Annotated in this window: 3 protein-coding genes; 1 reads left to right on the top strand and 2 read right to left on the bottom strand. The window is 48.6% G+C overall.

Going from position 1 to position 20,484, the window contains the following annotated elements; translation table 11 throughout:
• Positions 1-455: 455 nt before the first annotated feature.
• Positions 456-3,611: an efflux RND transporter permease subunit gene (locus tag C4S39_RS06790; RefSeq protein WP_103966286.1), complete on the top strand. Its 3,156-nt coding sequence runs from the start codon at positions 456-458 to the stop codon at positions 3,609-3,611.
• A gap of 87 nt (positions 3,612-3,698) precedes the next feature.
• Here C4S39_RS06790 and C4S39_RS15275 read toward each other — a convergent pair whose 3' ends face one another.
• The gene (locus tag C4S39_RS15275; protein ID WP_181023772.1) at positions 3,699-3,848 is read right to left on the bottom strand and encodes a hypothetical protein; all 150 of its coding nucleotides are present in this window, start codon (positions 3,846-3,848) and stop codon (positions 3,699-3,701) included.
• 153 nt (positions 3,849-4,001) lie between these two features.
• Positions 4,002-20,483 carry a non-ribosomal peptide synthase/polyketide synthase gene (locus C4S39_RS06795; protein WP_103966287.1) on the bottom strand — a complete coding sequence of 5,494 codons (16,482 nt, stop codon included), beginning with the start codon at positions 20,481-20,483 and terminating at the stop codon, positions 4,002-4,004.
• Position 20,484: the final 1 nt, after the last annotated feature.

A 20,484-nucleotide genomic window follows, 5' to 3' on the forward strand; every position in this document is an offset into this window, starting at 1 on the left:
ATTCTCCAGATTCGACAAACTGGATATCATCTTTCTCTCATTCATCCATTTCGCTCTTATCGTCGAAGCACTTAGGTAGTGTTAACAGGCCATAGTCTAGAATCTTTACAAATAAGATAATCCCGTGAAGGAGCCAAGGGATTATCTTATTTGTAAAGACTTGTCCTCCGATAGCAAAGTAAGGCGTTTATCTGATGCAATTAATTTACTCGTTCAAGTTTGTAAAATTATATAGAGCAGAGTACCTAAACTATCAATCCATTGTGTTACATTACCTCCCGCTAAATGGCAATAAAACATCTTTTATTTCTCTATATTTCATGAGTCCAGACAGTATCGACTTAACCTATAAAATGAGTAACACTGGGTAACATGAAAATCGTCGGTTAACCTTGGTTATAGACATTTTATTATTTATGTAATGATTAATCTTCCTAAATTGGGGTAAAGAAATCATGCTTCGCGCAGCTGTACATTACATGATCACGCAACGCCTGCTGGTCTTAGTAATTTCACTTATATTATTGATTGCAGGAGTTTATGCTGTAAAACATCTCTCGGTCGACGCTTTCCCTGATGTAACCAATATTCAAGTTCAGGTAGCGACTGTAGCAATTGGCCGCAGCCCTGAAGAAATGGAGCGATTGGTTACTGTCCCGGTTGAAATTGCCATGACTGGACTACCAGGCTTGGTCGAGATGCGCTCAATGAACAAGAGTGGGCTATCGCTGATCACGCTGGTTTTCACGGATAAAACCGATGTATTTTTTGCTCGACAGCTAGTGATGGAGCGCATTATTGACGTAACTCCCCGTTTGATACCAGGCATCACACCAGTACTTGGACCCGTTTCAACCGGTCTGGGTGAAGTCTATCAATACACCCTGGAACATCCTGGCGACGGCAAACGTTCCCTAACCGAAGAGGAACTCACTGAGCGACGTACGATACAGAACTGGGTAGTACGTCCCATGTTACGTTCAATCCGCGGTGTTGCGGAGATTAATTCCATTGGTGGTCATGTCAAAGAATATCAGGTTTATATCGACCCCAATAAGCTGCGGCACTATGATTTAACACTGATGCAAGTTGATCGCGCATTAGCCAGTAATAATGAAAACGCCAGCGGTAACATATTATCGTTGCCCTATGAACAATATCTCATTCGCGGTGTAGGGCTAATCGTCACTTTGGATGATATTCGCAACATCGTGCTCAGAGAAATGGACGGCATACCGATTTATGTACGGGATGTGGCTCATGTGACGTTTGGCGGTGAAGTCCGTCAGGGAGCGAGCATCAAGAATGGTTATACGGAAACGGTTTCAGGCATCGTAATGATGCTGCGTGGCGGCAATGCCAAGGAAATTGTCAATCGGGTCAAGGAAGAAGTAGCTGAAATCAATGAACGTGGATTATTGCCAGGCGGCCTGCAAATAGTGCCTTTTTATGATCGGACGGTAATGGTGGACGCCGCACTGGAATCAGTCTACAAGGTGTTGATTGAAGCCTTGATCTTCGTCATTCTGGTAATGTTTATCTGCCTGGGTAACTTCCGGGTAAGTCTGGTCGTGTGCGCGACGCTCATCATCACACCGCTAGTTACATTCATCATCATGAATTATATGGATATTCCAGCCAATTTGATGTCATTGGGGGGATTAGCCATCGCTATCGGATTGATGGTCGATCCTACTGTGGTAGTGGTAGAAAACATATTTCTACGCCTCAGCCATGCACCTGAGGGCGAGCCTAAGATTGTAACAATTGCCAAAGCGACGGCCGAAGTGGGGTCACCAGTAATCTATGGCATCATCATCATTGTTCTTGTATTCCTGCCGCTAATGACGCTGGAAGGCATGGAAGGCAAAATGTTCAGCCCACTTGCTGTTACCATCTCTATTGCATTATTGGTAGCGCTGGTTGTTTCGGTGGTATTGTCGCCGGTACTGTGCGATTACCTGCTGAAAGGCGAGCATGAAGAAGAAACCAAAATCGTTGTCTTCCTCAAATCTCTTTATTTACGCCTTCTCGCCTTGTCGCTAAGGAATCCAAAAGGCACGGCTTTAGTATCAATTGGCTCCCTCATACTGGCTATCGGTTTATATCCGTTACTGGGTAAATCCTTCATTCCAATCATGAAGGAAGGTGCTGTCACACCAGTGATTATCCGCGCTCCCTCAATCTCGCTTGAAGAAGCCATTAAACTGGAAACGGAAGCCTTGCTGAGTATTGCCACCATACCAGGTGTTAAATCTGTGGTATCCAAGCTGGGGCGAGGCGAATCCCCCGCAGATCCGGCATCGCAAAATGAATCGGATCCTATTGCAGAACTGGACTTAAAGGGATCTGGCCGCACTCAGGCAGAAATTGAAGAGGATATTCGCAAGGCATTGTCTGCATTACCCGGTGTTAATATTGTGATTTCTCAACCGATTGCGCAACGTGTCGATGAAATGGTCACCGGAGTACGCTCACAAGTGGCAGTCAAAATCTTTGGTGACGATCTAGAAGAATTGCGCAAATTATCAGAACAGGTAGCACGTATTGTTAAATCGACACGCGGGGCCAGGGATATACGTATTGAACGTTTATCCGGGCAACAAGAGTTAACCATAAATATCGATCGTCACGCAATTGCCCGTCATGGCTTAAATGTCTCTGACGTCAACGAGCTGATTTCGACAGCGATCGGCGGCAAAGCCGTCACGCAGGTTTTTGAAGGGGAACGGCGTTTTACGTTGCTTTTGAGATTCCCGGCAGAATTCCGTCACGATGTTGAAGAGATTAAGGAGTTACTGCTAAGACCACCGAGTCATGCTTCATCAGGCGCATTGAGTCCGGCGGCGGCTGGCGGCATGCTGGTACCGCTTAGTGCCGTGGCTGATATCCGAGTGGTCGATGGCCCCGCAATTATCTCTCGTGAATTTGCCAAACGCCGTGTAGTCGTCGGCGCCAACGTGCATGAACGTGATCTGGGTAGTTTTGTCGCAGAGCTCCAGACGCGCACCGCGAAGGAAATTCAATTGCCGCAGGGATATTATTTCTCCTGGGGCGGGCAATTTGAAAACATGGAGCGTGCGATGGAAAAACTATCACTTATCGTACCGATTACTTTTGCTGCAATTTTCTTCCTATTGTTTATGCTATTTAACTCGGTCAAGCTTGCCCTGCTAATTTTTACGGCCTTGCCGTTTGCCGCCGTTGGTGGTGTTGTCGGCTTGTTCCTTACCGGTGAGTATTTATCAGTACCGGCATCGGTAGGCTTCATCGCGGTATGGGGTATATCTATACTAAATGGTGTAGTTCTGGTTTCCTTTATCAAAGAGCTGAGAGAACAAGGATACAGTGTGGCTGATGCGGTTAAAACAAGCTGTGATGCGCGTTTCCGCCCCGTACTAATTACCGCTGCAGCTACCATATTAGGATTGGCGCCATTCCTGATCGCTACCGGGCTAGGTTCTGAAGTGCAGAGACCACTCGCTATCGTAGTGGTTTGCGGATTGATGACAGGAATTGTAATGACCAAGGTGGTCGTGCCGATGATGTATCGCTGGTTTGATGATATGCCTGAAGAATCTAAAAAACCCGTTCAACCAGATGAGTCATGAAACCTGTCGTGATTTTTTTCTTGATCTCAAGCTTGTTCTACGCCGGGATTTCGAGTGCAACCAATGCTTCTTTGCAAAACGCCACAGCTACGAATCCTCTCGCCCCCTACCACCAAAATTTGGTGCCAATGTGATATGCCATAGCTCAGGAAGTATTATCTTAGCTATTTGCTGTTGCACATGGCCTGAACTGTAAATCTGGTATCTTTTATTCTCGGGCAGTTGTTTGTACTTCATTTGGCTTTTTCCTTTAGCGGGTTAAATGGTCAAAATATAAACAGCTGACCAACCAGCTCAGAAAATTGCACTTATTATACAAATCCGCCATAGTGAATTAGATAAGCGGCAGCCATTAAGAATCTTTCCAATTTCTAAGTGAATTTCAGATAACTAGAGTTCTCCTTCTATCGAAACAGAAGGTTGAACATCTCCGCCACAATCACTCGAAACAGCTCTCAACAGCAATTTAACTTTTGATAGCAATGCTTCAGCACGCACAATATTAAAATGATCCGTATTGATTTCCATCGAGCGTATCCTGGCTGGCTTGAGTTGCCACTCAAGCGCATGCCGATCATCGACATCACGCGTCGCCGCCCACCAGCAAATTGCTTCAGTATGCAAGGGATCCAGAGCACCGGTCTGCAAAGAAAGTATTTTTAAATGGCGCGCTACAAGAAGAACATGTGCTAATTCTTCTACGCCCAGATCAGCATAGTCCTGGATTTCCGTGTGTTTGCCTGTTTGAATCCTGGTTTGCCTGATGGATAATACTTTCTCCAGTAAATCAATGACCGCTTGCTTTGATTCCACAGCCATAGATTGACTGGCAAGGACATTCTTCAAGTCATTATCGGGTTCGGCGTCAGGAATCGCCATGGAAACAAAATCAAAGAAATCTTGCCGCCAATCATCTGATTGAGGCAATTCCACCCCGGGAACATAAGGATCAATCAATCCAAGGAATGCAATGATCTGATTATTTGTTTCCAACATTGCAGCCATCAAGGCGGCCAGAGTTCCTCCCAGCGACCAACCCAGCAAATGGTAAGGTCCTTCCGGCTGGACGGCTTGAATCATTCTACAATAATCTTCCGCCATCTGCGTCAACGATACATCGCGATGCGAAATGTCTGCGAGCATTCGACAAGGTAGTCCATAAACAGCCCGAATACCTTGCAGCTGCTGCGCCAGCGGTTGATAATCGAATACAGTACCCAATCCGGCATGAATACAAAACAGCGGCTTAACGCTTTCATCTCCACTAGACTGATTGAGCGCCAGCAAGCCGTTTGCATTCGCCGGAGCCCGTTTATCCAGCCCAAGCAGGCTGGCAATAGTTGGCCGTTGTATCAAATCCCTTAGCTTGAAATCCAATTTAACATCGGTCAGGCCGCGAATACGCGCCATGACTTTCAGACTCGATAATGAATCGCCGCCTAATGCAAAAAAACTATCGGTTTCACCGACACGTTCCACACCTAGTACTTCCTGCCAAATGCTTGCAAGCATCTTAGCTTCAGGAGTGGATGGTTTCTGATATGCATCACTCGCACAAACTTCGGGCTCTGGTAATGCCTTCCGGTCGAGCTTGCCACTGGGCAGGCGGGGTAATGCGCTCAATAATACAAAGTGCGCTGGCAGCATATATTCAGGCAATTGTTGTCCAAGCGTTTGCTTCAGATGAGTTATCAGGCTCTGCTCTGATTGTTCCGTGGCAAGGACGACATAGGCCGCCAGTTGTGCTCCCGCTGCGCTCTGACGCACAACAACAGCAGCATCCGTTACGCCATTGATCTCGCGGATACGAGCCTCAATCTCACCCAACTCGATACGAAATCCCCGTATTTTTACCTGATGATCCACGCGACCGACATATTCGATATTACCGTCATCCATCCATCTGACCAGATCGCCGGTTCGATAAAGACGGCCGCCGCTTTCGTCAAACGGGTCTGCAATGAAACGTTCAGCAGTCAAGCCGGATTGCTCTAGATATCCTCGCGCCAAACCATATCCGCCAATATACAGTTCACCAACAATACCGACTGGTACCAATTGCATATCGACATCCAATACATACACAACGCGTTCGCCCACAGGGCGCCCGATCGGCGCATAAGCACAGTTAAAACTGCTACTTGCCTGTGTTTTCCAAATTAGTGGGGTCACTACGGTTTCAGTGGGTCCATAACCGTTAATTAACGTGCGCGGTCGCAAAGTTCGGCGAATCAAGTCATACGAAGTTTTGGGCATGGCTTCGCCACCAAAAACATAAAGTTCCACTGGCGGTGGATCATTGCGAGGCATCGCCCACTCGGCAATCTGCCCCAGATAGGCTGGAGGGAATGCGGCGTTAGTAATACTATAATGACGCAAAGCATCATAAGTCTGCTCGGCAGTCCACAGTTCCTGATCCCGTACCGCCAATCCGGCTCCGACTGTCAGTGCGGTCAACCAACGTTCATGTGCGCCATCAAACGAAAATGACATGAAAAGCAATTCGCAGGAACTGGGATGCATATCGTAAATGCGGGCAGTCGCCTGGCAATGCATGGCAAGCGGACCATGCGTCACCGCCACACCTTTCGGCAAACCCGTGGATCCTGATGTGTAAATGACATAAGCAAGATTATGCTCATGAACCGGTATCTCCGGATTACGTGCTGATTCAGCCTCAATCTCAATAGCATCCATGGCCAGTTTAGGTACAGCGGCATCGAATCGGAACTTCGGCAATACGTTACTTTGCGTGATTAATAGCGATAACGCGCTGTCTTTTATCATGAATGCAAGCCGGTCAGCCGGATAATCCAGATCGAGAGGAACATAAGCCGCGCCAGATTTAAGTATGGCCAGTAGCGTGACAATAATATCCAGAGAACGCTCCATCGCGACACCTACACGCATTTCCGGTTCGATCCCTAATTGAATGAGCCGATGAGCTAACTTGTTCGCGCGCATATTCAGCCCAGCATAGGATATTTCCTGGTCTCCCATCAGCAATGCAATGGCATCCGGTTGCAGCGCTGCATTGCGTTCGATCAGACGATGAACCGGTTGATAAACCTGTGATACATGGCGTGAATCTTCGTTGCTACGAAGAAGGAATAATCGGTCAAGCTCATGTTTTACCAGCCACCCCAGTTCTCCAACAATTTGCAGCGGATCGCTCATCATTTCCTGCATCAAAAGTTCCATATGATTACGCAGAACCAGTACAAATTGATCGGTGAGATCATTGCAAGCGTATGAGTACTCTATTTCCAGCGTATCCTCGACAATCACCTGCAAATCCATCGTATATCCTGTTAATCCCTTGCCTTGCATTGCGCCAAAGCGTAATCCATATGGCTCAGTGTCACGTAAGGCTGCATTAATCGGATAATTCTCGAATACGATAATGCTATCGAATAACGGCTGGCCAGAGAATCCCGCCCAGCGCTGAATATCTGCCAGCGACGTGTGCTCGTAATCACGCAAGCGTGCATTGGTTTTCTGCAGTACGTTTAAATATTCACTGACCGTCAGATTGCTATGCCGCTCTACTGGAATAGGAATCGTATTGATAAATAATCCAACTATTTCATCCGCTTTAGCCAAGCCCAGTGGCCGACCTGACACCGTAGCCCCAAAAACAACGGTCTGTTTTCCCGTATATCGCTGCAACAATAATGCCCATGCGGCTTGGACAAAAGTATTCAGTGTAATATGCGTTTGTTGCGCAAAAATCTGCAATGAACGTGTTTCTTCAACACTCAATCGCGTATAAATCTGCGCAAATTCCGGTCGATCCTCTTTATTGACTGTTTTGGCAACGGACTTCGACAAGAACGTCGATCCTTCAATGCCACTGAGTTCAGCTTGCCAGAAATGTTGTGAAGCCTGTTTATCCTGTTTTTCCAGCCAGTGCACATAAGTACCGTAATCGGGACCAACCGGCGCAAGCTTTTCACCATTGTAACAGCGCAACCAATCGCTGATTAGTATGGAATCGCTCCAACCATCCAGCAATATATGGTGTTTAGTCCATATCAATTGGTGGCGATTTTCATCGATCTGGATCAGGCTTAATCGTGCCAGAGGAGGGTTGAGAAAATCAAATTCACGTTTCAGCTCCTGATCAGCATAAGCGGTAATTTGTTTCTCCTTAAGTTCCTTTTCGCGCCAATCCAAGTGATGGATTAACATTGCTGCCTGCTTGAGAACAATCTGCAATGGACGGGCAAGCCCTGCTCGCCATAAAAAGGCGGTGCGCAATATCGGATGCCGGGCAATCATTGCCTGCCAAGCCTGTACCAGGCGCGCCGCATCAAGCCCTTCCACCTCAACGCTGGCTTGAGTGACATACAGACCGGTACCAGGCGCTTCCAGGGTATGAAATAACATCCCTTCCTGTATCGGTGACAATGGATAAATATCTTCTATTTCGTTATTACCGAAGGGCAGTGTTGCTATGATTTTTTCATCGAGATAATCTTTCAGATAACCACGATCAGGTTGCGATTCATGAATCATAGGTTCTGACACTGCTTCTGTCACCTGCGCCAATGCGGCAACCGTCTGTTGTTCAAACAGTTGCCGCGGTGAAAACTTCCATCCTATTCGACGTGCTTGAGTAACAATCTGCAAACTCAGGATAGAATCTCCCCCCAACTCGAAGAAGTTATCATTTCGTCCGATCTGTCTGATACCCAACATCTCTATCCAAATGGCCGTCAGCGCTTCTTCCACTTCTCCCTGCGGCGCTTCATATTGACTTGTGCCGACAAATTCCGGTTCGGGTAGCAAGTTTCGGGCAACTTTACCATTCGCGTTCAATGGCAAACTCTCTAACACGACAAATACCGCAGGAATCATATAGTCAGGCAAAGATTGCATCAGAATTTCTTTTAGCTCGGCTGTATCGATCGTTGTCCCTGCATGCGAGGATACATACGCGGCAAGCCTTGCTCCGTTCGATCCTTCCTTCACCACCACAATGGCCTCTCTGATTCCCGGCTGTAACAGCAACTGGGTTTCAATCTCACCTAATTCAATGCGAAATCCTCTGATTTTAACTTGATGATCCAAACGTCCCAGATATTCAATTTGTCCGTCCGTCCGCCATCTGGCCAGATCACCGGTGCGGTAAAGCCGCCCTCCTTTGCTATCAAAAGGATCCGCGATAAACCGCTCCGCAGTTAATGCGGGTCGATTTAGATAACCCCGTGCGAGCAGCGCGCCACCGATACATAATTCACCGGCAACACCGCATATAACGGGTGCCAAATTAGCATCGAGTAAGTAAATGCGTCGTGCTGGCAAAGGTTTCCCGATTGTCACTTGAGTCGAGTCAAAATTATCGACGGATTTATTCCCGCCACAATCAGCAACCGTCGCGGTAACAACCGCTTCGGTAGGCCCATAGGTGTTCAACAATGTGATTCTTCCAGCCATACCGGATTGCCGCCAAGCTTTGATCCCTTCCGGAGACATCGCCTCGCCACCCGCGTGCACTTGCCGCAACGAGCCGTAATCGCGCAGTCCTAGCTTGGCAAAATCTTGCACGAGCAAAAACCAATAGGCGGTGGTGAGATCGGCAACGGTTATTTGTTTATCCATCAATTCACGGTAAAACGTACCGCTATCCCATAACTGGGAGCCCCGCAACACAATGGCTGCGCCCGCACATAGCGGAGGGAAAAGCTGCTCGATGAAACCATCAAAATTGATGGTGGAGAATTGCAGCATCCGGTCTGTGCTGCACAGTTTGAAGAAATCAATGGCAACATATGTATGTTCAGCCAATGCATGATGAGCAACGCCGACGCCTTTAGGTTTTCCGGTAGAGCCGGAGGTATAAATGATATAAGCAAGATGCTCATCATGCAGCCTCACATCGGGATTGGTATCAGGATAGTCGATCAGATCAAGTTTATCCAACTCCAGGATATTACAATCTACAGAATGGGGAATCCGGTTCCGCAGCGGGCTTTGAGTTAACAGCAATTCAATTGCGCTGTCTGCAATCATATGATTCAACCGTTCCTGCGGATAATCCGGATCAAGCGGCACGTACGCACTACCTGTTTTGAGCGTCGCCAATAATCCGATTACCATGTCGATCGAACGTTCAACGGCAATTCCTATCCGGCTTTCCGGCTTGACTCCCAGTGCAATCAAGCGATGTGCCAATCGATTTGCGCGCTCGTTCAATTGCGCGTAGCTGAGTTGTACGTCATCAAAAATAAGTGCTGTGGCGCCGGGTTGCTTATTTACTTGCCGCTCAAAAAGGCGATGCACGGGTTCATTACGGTTATAGCGCTGGTCGTTGATTCCCCAATCTTTTAACTGTTTCCATCCTGCTTCATCTAAAAGTGTAATGTCATGTAAGCATTTGTTTTCGCCATGAGTAATCTTTGCAAGTAATTGCTCGATCTGGGTCGCGATGCCAGTGACGGTTATTTCTGAAAAGAACTGACGATCATATCCATAGTGCAAACTTAATCCATCGCTTTCCATGACCGAAACCGTCATTGGATAATTGGTAGCCTCTAGCCCCCTGACATCAGAGAAAATAAGTCCTCCAGGTGTATGCTGCTTGAATGTCTCATCAATCGGATAGTTCTCAAAGACTAAAATACTATCAAACAACCCTTGCCCACTTTGCCCCGCCCAGCGTTGAATTTCATATAAAGGCGTATGCTCGTGTTCGCGTGAGGCCAGGTTTTGCGCTTGTAAATCACGCAACCATTTACCTACCGTCAGTTCAGGCCGAAGTTCGACGCTCACCGGCAAGGTGTTGATAAAGAGCCCGAGAATCTGGTCCGCTGCGAGCAAATCCGATGGTCTACCGGCTACCGTCACTCCAAAGGTAACTACTTGCTGACCTGTATAGTGCCCCAGCAGCAAAGCCCAGGCAGCCTGCAGCAAAGTATTTACCGTGACACGCTCACGTTTTGCAAAATGAATCAGTTTGTTACCGATTGTTCGATCAAGTGGATGCACATACTCTTGATAACCCATGTTTCTTACAGGCATGGAAATCACATTGGCCAATCTTGTCGGCTCGGTAATATCATGCAACCGCTCCCGCCAATATATTTCTGATTTTTTCTGATCGCGATCGTTTAACCATTCGATAAAATCCCGATACCGGGCGCGAGGCGAGGATAATGTTTCACCACTATACTGCCGCAGTATTTCTCCCATCAGCTGAGAAGTGCTCCATCCATCCAATAAAAGATGATGAATCGTCATAATGACGTGATAACGATTATCAGCGAGGCGAACGATGACAATACGGACAAGCGGCGGTTTTGTTAAATCAATACCCAGGATGTGTTCTGATTGTGCCAATGCATCAAGATCCTGCTGCCAGGTCGTTTGAGGGTGAGTATTCAGATCGCGCCAGTCATGCACCACGCATGGCAATCCGGCGGTTCTGGCCACCCATTGCAAGGGGATCTTTCCTTCCTGAACAAAACCGGTGCGCAATATCTCGTGCCGGTCTATCGCAGCCTGCCAGGCAGCTTTGAAGCGTTCCACATCCAAGTGCTCCACATCCGCCCGCAATTGATTCAGGTAAATATCCTCATCCGCATCAAATACGCTATGGAACAACATTCCGGTTTGCATCGGCGATAACGGATAAAGATCATCGAGCTGCGCAACAGGTATCGGCAAGCCGTCCAATTCGTCCTGAGTCATTTGAATCAAAGGAAAATCAGACGGTGTGACGCCCCGGACATCTCCTCTGCAATGCGAAATTACGCCTTCAAGCTCAACCATAAACGCATTTACAAATGCTTCTATCGTCGTTCTAAGATATCGCGCTTCGCTGTAACTCACTTCCAAACAAAATTCGCCACCGTATATATGACTGTTAACCAATAGATCATGCTGCTGTAAAACATCGGCATCCATCGATTCACCGACGGATTCACCGGCCAGCGTCCAGAGTGTATCTTCCGCAAAATTGGCGTCAAATTGACCCAGATAATTAAATACTACTTGCGCCTTCGGCAGTCCGGCCAGAATTTGCCGTTGCTCCTCGGTGCCATAGTATTTAAACAGACCATAGCCTAACCCTTTATTCGGTATGCGCCGCAAATATTCCTTCGTCTGCTTGATTCTCCGAGCCAGATCTCCCGAGGAGCCCAGTACTACCGGAAAAATGGATGTAAACCATCCGATCGTGCGCGAAAGATCAATTTCAGGATAGAGATCCTCACGCCCATGACCTTCGAGATCAACCAGAATTTCCTTATGTCCGCTCCAGTGACATAACGCATTACCCAGCGCAGTAAGAAGCAGGTCGTTGACTTGCGTGCGATAAGCAGCCGGCGCATCTTTCAGTAAAACCTGAGTTTGCTCCTGATTCAGGTTTACCGTGATTTTCTGATAGCATTGCATGCGCCTTGAGCCTTGCGGAAAGTCGCAAGGCAGATCAGCGGAAGTATTCGCCAGGTTCTGCCAATGGGCAAACTCAGTTGCATGATTATGCGCATACTGCTGCAGCCGCTGAGTCCAGATGGAGTAGTCGCTGGTATTCTCAGGCAGGAGAGTCGTTTCACCGCGCAGCGCCTGAGTGTAAGCAGTTTCGAGATCCTCCATCAGAATGCGCCAGGAAACGCCGTCAATCACCAGATGATGAATAACCAGCAGCAACCGTTGGGTATGATCAGCCATATCAACAAGCATGCCCCGAATCAACGGGCCTTGCTGCAAATTCAGGCTACGCTGCGCTTCGTTGCAGAGAGCGATTAATTGTTCTGCATTAGTCGCATGCCGCTTCCACAGCAGGTCTTGCGATATTGATTCCGTGGGGATTTGTGTCCATCGACCATCGGCCTGTTCTTCATAACAAGAACGTAGCGCCCGGTGATGTTGAACAATCGCCTTTAGCGCTTGCTCCAGTAACAACGCATTGAGAGATTGCCGGATTCTCAGCGGCATGGCCTGATTCCAGTGGTGCCGCGAGGGTATCTTCTGTTCAAAAAACTCAAGCTGTATGGGCAGCATGGGGATGGGCTCACCCGCAGAAACAGCCTGTTCATGAATAACCCCGGCAATTGTTTCCACCGGCTTGGCCAGTATCGCCAGGGCAGCTATCGTTTGCCGCTCGAATAATTGCCGCGGCGTGATTTTCCAGCCTGCATGGCGCACTTTGGTGACAATCTGCAGACTCAGGATCGAATCGCCTCCCAGTTCGAAGAAGTTATCGTTGCGCCCTATGCGGCCGATACCCAGAATTTCCTGCCAGATTCCCGCCAGTGCCTCTTCTATTCCCCCTTGCGGCGCTTCATATTGATCCGTGCTGAGAAATTCAGGCTCCGGCAACCGCTTGCGATCAACCTTGCCGTTCGCATTCAGCGGCAAACTTTCCAGCACAATGATCGCCGATGGAATCATGTAATCCGGCAATGTATTCCCGAGGGATTCGCGCAACGCGGCAGCATCGCCCGCATACCCAGCGTGTAACGAAACATAGGCCACCAGACGCATGCCACCGGGCCCTTCCTTGGCCACGACTACCGCTTCCCTGACATCAGGCTGTAACTGCAACTGCGCTTCAACTTCCCCCAATTCAATGCGAAACCCCCTCACCTTCACCTGATCATCCACGCGCCCCAGATATTCAATCTGCCCATCCGCCCGCCAGCGCGCCAAATCGCCCGTCCGGTACAAGCGCCCTCCCTTTGCATCAAAAGGATTCGCTATAAAACGCTCCGCTGTCAATCCCGCTTTGTTCAGATAACCGCGCGCAAGCCCTGTACCACCAAGATACAATTCTCCAATGATTTGTTGTGACACCGGATTGAATTCTGCATCAAGAATATAGGCCGTGCGATCACCGACAAGCGAACCAATGGGCATATAGCTTGAATCGAATTGGGTTTCTGGATACGCCTTAAAAATTAGGGGCGTGATAACTGTCTCGGTAGGGCCATAGCCGTTGATGATGCGTGGAGGGCAAAGCGTTTCCTGTATAAAGTTAAAACTGGTACGGCTCATTGCCTCGCCACCAACCGTGTAAGAACGAACGGGTAAGCCTTGACCGGCCTTACCGGTAAATTCCGCCAGCTGCTGTAAATAACCTGGTGTAAAACAAGCAATTGTAATACGATGCTTAAGTATCTCCGCGACTGTACGATCAGCAGACCATAATTCATTATCCCGCGGCATCAATGCCGCACCAAAAATCAATGGCACCAGCCAGCGTTCATGCGCACCATCGAAATTTATCGAGGCAAATTGCAACTCACGATCGTCGGGTGTCATGCCATAAAGCTCACCAATCGCGCGAACATGCATTGACAGAGGCCCATGTGCAACTCCCACTCCTTTGGGTATCCCGGTAGAGCCTGAGGTATAAATGATATAAGCCAGATGCTCGTAGTGTAATTTTACCTCAGGATTGTTCTCCGGCCAGTCGGTCAAATCCAGGCCATCGAGTTCCAATAATTGGCATCCATTAAATTGCGGAACACGTTCCCTAATGAAACTTTGCGTCAGCAATAACTCAATAGCGCTATCGGTCGCCATGTAATTAAGACGACCCTGTGGATAATCCGAATCCAAGGGCACATATGCCGCGCCTGTCTTGAGCGTCGCTAACAATCCGACAATCATCTCTACTGAACGCTCAACCGCAATTCCTACGCGGCTTTCCGGTTTGATACCCAGCGCAATCAACCGGTGCGCCAGCTGATTCGCACGCCGGTTCAGTTCCGCATAACTAAGTTCACTATCGCCAAAAATCAGTGCCGGTGCATTGGGCCGCACATTCGCCTGCCGTTCAAACAAACAATGCACAGGCTCAGTACTTTCACTTCGCCATGTATTACCGCCCCATGTTTTAAGTTGTTTTCTCTCAGATTCACTCAGATAATTAATATTACCTAAGCATATGGATTGATTTGAATTTTTGGAAATTTCGCGCAACAGCTGTTTAAAACGTAATGCGATATGCTCCATCATAGCCGCAGTGAAATATTGCGAAGCATAACCGTAATATAGACGCAGCATGTCACTTTGCAGCACTGATACCGCCATTGGATAATTTGTCATCTCCAGGTTCTTGACGTTGGAAAAAACAAGCCCATCGGATACGGATTGTTTCAATGCGTCATCAACCGGGTAATTCTCAAATACCAGGATGCTGTCGAATAGACCCCGGCCACTTTGCCCTGCCCAGCGTTGAATTTCATATAAGGGCGTATGCTCGTGTTCGCGTGAGGCCAGATTTTGCGCTTGTAAATCACGCAACCATTTGCCTACCGTCAGTTCAGGCCGAAGCTCGACGCTCACTGGCAAGGTGTTGATAAAGAGCCCGAGAATCTGGTCCGCTGCGAGCAAATCCGATGGTCTGCCGGCTACCGTCACTCCGAAAGTAATTGTTCGCCGGCCTGTATAGTGTCCCAGCAGTAAAGCCCAGGCAGCCTGCACTAATGTATTGACTGTAATATGTTCGCTTTTTGAGAAACGCACCAAGCTGTCAGAGAAGCTTGGTTCAAGCTCGCTCACATAAATCTCATGCTTTAATGCTGCAGGATTTGAAGCTGCATTCACTAATCGGGTAGAGTCATTGACGCCGTATAATCGCTCTCTCCAATACGCTTCCGATTCTTTCTGATCGCGATCGTTTAACCATTCGATAAAATCCCGATACCGGGCGCGAGGCGAAGGCAATGTCTCACCATTATAATGCCGCAGCATTTCTCCGATCAGCTGAGAAGTGCTCCAGCCATCCAGCAACAAATGATGAAAAACCCAGATAAAATGATACCTGCTATCGGTTAAACGTACCAATATCAGTCGCATTAGCGGCGGCTTTTTAAGATCGATACCTACTGCATATTCTGATTGTGCCAATGCATCAAGATCCTGCTGCCAGGTCGTTTGAGGGTGAGTATTCAGATCGCGCCAGTCATGCACCACGCATGGCAACCCGGCGGTTCTGGCCACCCATTGCAAGGGGATCTTTCCTTCCTGAACAAAACCGGTGCGCAATATCTCGTGCCGGTCTATCGCAGCCTGCCAGGCAGCTTTGAAGCGTTCCACATCCAAACGCTCCACATCCGCCCGCAATTGATTCAGGTAAATATCCTCACCCGCATCAAATACGCTATGGGATAACATTCCGGTTTGCATCGGCGATAACGGATAAAGATCATCGAGCTGCGCAACAGGTATCGGCAAGCCGTCCAATTCGTCCTGAGTCATTTGAATCAAAGGAAAATCAGACGGTGTGACGCCCCGGACATCTCCTCTGCAATGCGAAATTACGCCTTCAAGCTCAACCATAAACGCATTTACAAATGCTTCTATCGTCGTTCTAAGATATCGCGCTTCGCTGTAACTCACTTCCAAACAAAATTCGCCACCATATATATGACTGTTAACCAATAGATCATGCTGCTGTAAAACATCGGCATCCATCGATTCACCGACGGATTCACCGGCCAGCGTCCAGAGTGTATCTTCCGCAAAATTGGCGTCAAATTGACCCAGATAATTAAATACTACTTGCGCCTTCGGCAGTCCGGCCAGAATTTGCCGTTGCTCCTCGGTGCCATAGTATTTAAACAGACCATAGCCTAACCCTTTATTCGGTATGCGCCGCAAATATTCCTTCGTCTGCTTGATTCTCCGAGCCAGATCTCCCGAGGAGCCCAGTACTACCGGAAAAATGGATGTAAACCATCCGATCGTGCGCGAAAGATCAATTTCAGGATAGAGATCCTCACGCCCATGACCTTCGAGATCAACCAGAATTTCCTTATGTCCGCTCCAGTGACATAACGCATTACCCAGCGCAGTAAGAAGCAGGTCGTTGACTTGCGTGCGATAAGCAGCCGGCGCATCTTTCAGTAAAACCTGAGTTTGCTCCTGATTCAGGTTTACCGTGATTTTCTGATAGCATTGCATGCGCCTTGAGCCTTGCGGAAAGTCGCAAGGCAGATCAGCGGAAGTATTCGCCAGGTTCTGCCAATGGGCAAACTCAGTTGCATGATTATGCGCATACTGCTGCAGCCGCTGAGTCCAGATGGAGTAGTCGCTGGTATTCTCAGGCAGGAGAGTCGTTTCACCGCGCAGCGCCTGAGTGTAAGCAGTTTCGAGATCCTCCATCAGAATGCGCCAGGAAACGCCGTCAATCACCAGATGATGAATAACCAGCAGCAACCGTTGGGTATGATCAGCCATATCAACAAGCATGCCCCGAATCAACGGGCCTTGCTGCAAATTCAGGCTACGCTGCGCTTCGTTGCAGAGAGCGATTAATTGTTCTGCATTAGTCGCATGCCGCTTCCACAGCAGGTCTTGCGATATTGATTCCGTGGGGATTTGTGTCCATCGACCATCGGCCTGTTCTTCATAACAAGAACGTAGCGCCCGGTGATGTTGAACAATCGCCTTTAGCGCTTGCTCCAGTAACAACGCATTGAGAGATTGCCGGATTCTCAGCGGCATGGCCTGATTCCAGTGGTGCCGCGAGGGTATCTTCTGTTCAAAAAACTCAAGCTGTATGGGCAGCATGGGGATGGGCTCACCCGCAGAAACAGCCTGTTCATGAATAACCCCGGCAATTGTTTCCACCGGCTTGGCCAGTATCGCCAGGGCAGCTATCGTTTGCCGCTCGAATAATTGCCGCGGCGTGATTTTCCAGCCTGCATGGCGCACTTTGGTGACAATCTGCAGACTCAGGATCGAATCGCCTCCCAGTTCGAAGAAGTTATCGTTGCGCCCTATGCGGCCGATACCCAGAATTTCCTGCCAGATTCCCGCCAGTGCCTCTTCTATTCCCCCTTGCGGCGCTTCATATTGATCCGTGCTGAGAAATTCAGGCTCCGGCAACCGCTTGCGATCAACCTTGCCGTTCGCATTCAGCGGCAAACTTTCCAGCACAATGATCGCCGATGGAATCATGTAATCCGGCAATGTATTCCCGAGGGATTCGCGCAACGCGGCAGCATCGCCCGCATACCCAGCGTGTAACGAAACATAGGCCACCAGACGCATGCCACCGGGCCCTTCCTTGGCCACGACTACCGCTTCCCTGACATCAGGCTGTAACTGCAACTGCGCTTCAACTTCCCCCAATTCAATGCGAAACCCCCTCACCTTCACCTGATCATCCACGCGCCCCAGATATTCAATCTGCCCATCCGCCCGCCAGCGCGCCAAATCGCCCGTCCGGTACAAGCGCCCTCCCTTTGCATCAAAAGGATTCGCTATAAAACGCTCCGCTGTCAATCCCGCTTTGTTCAGATAACCGCGCGCAAGCAATCCTCCACCGATGCAAAGCTCACCGGAAATCCCAGGCATAACCGGCATCAGATCAGCATCGAACAGGTAAATATGACGCCCGGCAAGCGGTTTACCAATCGCTACGTTTTCGGATCTAATAACTTGCCTGGACAAAGCAGGTATGCTGCAATCCGCCAGGGTTGCCGTAACAACCGCTTCCGTAGGTCCATAAGCATTAAATAAGGCAACAGAATCCAAACAAGCCGCATTCCATGCATTTAATGCCTCCGGAGACATTCGCTCACCGCCAACGTTCATTCGCCTTAATGACCCATAATGGCGCGCGCCCTGTTTCGCAAAATCACTGATTAACAGTTGCCAGTAGGATGTAGTTAAATCAGCAACGGTAATTTGTCGCGCAATCAATTGCTGATAAAAGGTCTCGCTATCCCATAGTAATGAATCGCGTAAAACGACACTTGCGCCTACACACAATGCTGGAAATAATTGATCGATAAATGCATCAAAATTAATTGTGGAAAATAGTAATACGCGATCGATTGCACATAGATTGAATGAATCGGCTGCAGCCTGAACATGCTGAGCTAAAGCAGAGTGCGATACGCCCACGCCTTTGGGCATCCCAGTGGAGCCTGAGGTATAGATGATATAAGCCAGATGCTCGCCGTGCAGCTTAACTTCAGGGTCGTATGATGGGCAATCCGTTAGATCCAATGTATCCAGCTCTAGTACCCCGTTTCCTTCAATTTCTGGTACTCGTTCCCTGATATGGCTTTGTGTCAGCAACAGCGTAACCTGACTGTCGGTTACCATATGAATTAGCCTTTCCCGAGAATACTCCGGATCCAACGGCACATACGCTCCCCCCGCTTTGAGCGTTGCTAACAATCCGGCAATCATCTCGATAGATCGCTCAATTGCAATCCCCACACGACTTCCCGGCTTAACACCCAAAATTATCAATTGATGTGCCAAACGATTGGCACGCTCATTCAACTGCAGGTAATTAAGTTCGCTATTACCAAAGATTAGCGCGGTTGCTTCAGGACGCAATGTTACCTGGCGTTCGAACAGTCGGTGTACCGGCTCGCCCGTATTAGCGCCATGACACCGTTCATTGACGCCCCATGCTTTCAGTTGATCCCATTCAGCCGCGCTTAGTAAAGTGATGTCGCCCAGACAGCGCTCTGGATGTTCAGTCAGATGCTCCAGCAACCGCAAATAACATTCGCTGTAACGCTTGATCGTACTCGTTTCAAATAATTCAGCAGCATATGTCAATCGTACATCGACTTGCTGATCCGGTCTCTCGATCGTGTCCAGTGTCAATTCAAACTGTGCACCACGTTCGCCCAGCTCATATTCTTCAACCGTCAGTTCTGGCAATTGCTGCAGCGCATGATAATCTTCACGCATATGATTAAACATGACCTGAAACAGTGGATTCTGATGTAAATTCCGTTCTGGTTGCAACGCTTCGACCAATTGTTCAAACGGCAGATCTTGATAGGCCTGCGCACTTAATGCTGCTTCGCGTACCTGCTCAATCACCTTGCCCAACGGTGTACGCCCGTCTATGCAATTACGCATCACCTGAGTATTAACGAACAAGCCAACCACGCTTTCTATGTCTACCCGATGGCGATTAGCAATCGGCACGCCTACACGAATATCGTTTTGTCCGGTAATGCGGTACAGCAAGGCCTGGAAACCTGTCAACAACATCATATAGAGCGTCACTCCATAATCTTGAGCTTGACGTTGCAGGCGCGCTGCTAATTTCTCAGGCAGCGTAAAATCAAATGTTGCTGCTTGATAGTGTCCTGTGGGTGAGCGAGGATGATCGGTTGGCAATTGCAGCGCCGGGTGTTCCACGCCCAGCTGATTGCGCCAGTATACCAGCTGCCGTTCTTTCTCCCCTGCTTCCAGCCAGTTGCGCTGCCATTGCGCGTAGTCAGCATATTGAATCGGGAGTTCCGGCAGGAGTAACGATCGTCCTTCGATGTGCGCACGATAGCATGCGGCAAATTCATCGATGATAATGCGATTGGACCAGGCATCGGAAATAATATGATGCATTACGACCACCAGATGATGTTCTTCCGCAGAAACCTTGATCAGTGCAACGCGCAGTAGCGATCCTTGAGTTAAATCAAACGGGATGGCATTGACACGGATTGTTTCTTCACGAGCGCGATGCGCACGCTGCTCCGCTGGCAAATCACACAAACTGATCATTGTCAGTTCAAACTTGCCTTCCGGTTCTATAATCTGTTCCGGTAACCCTTCTGCATTGGCGCGAAAAACTGTACGTAACGACTCGTGTCGCGTAATCAACGTCCGGAAACTGGCTTGAAGCGCTTCAATATCCAATTTTCCGATCAAACGTAACACGCCGCCCAAATGATAGGCTGTACTCTGCGGATCCAATTGCCATAAAAACCAATGGCGCTGCTGGGCATATGAAACATGCGCAGTTTCACTGGCTTGACGGCGTGAAATATTAAGTGTTTGGTGAGTCCTATTGCTATTTGCCTGAAGCCGTTGTTTTAGTCGTTGCTGCTGCTCCGGAGTCAGACGGGCACGTCGCCGGGCAAGATCGTTATTGTTTTTCATT

The sequence above is a fragment of the Nitrosomonas ureae genome (assembly GCF_900108305.1).
GTDB classification, from domain to species: Bacteria; Pseudomonadota; Gammaproteobacteria; order Burkholderiales; family Nitrosomonadaceae; genus Nitrosomonas; species Nitrosomonas ureae_B.

What these genes read in the sequence shown, in the direction of transcription:
- C4S39_RS06790 (WP_103966286.1), top strand. Translation starts at nt 456, where the DNA reads ATGCTTCGCGCAGCTGTACATTACATGATCACGCAACGCCTGCTGGTC.
- C4S39_RS15275 (WP_181023772.1), bottom strand. Translation starts at nt 3,848, where the DNA reads ATGAAGTACAAACAACTGCCCGAGAATAAAAGATACCAGATTTACAGT.
- C4S39_RS06795 (WP_103966287.1), bottom strand. Translation starts at nt 20,483, where the DNA reads ATGAAAAACAATAACGATCTTGCCCGGCGACGTGCCCGTCTGACTCCG.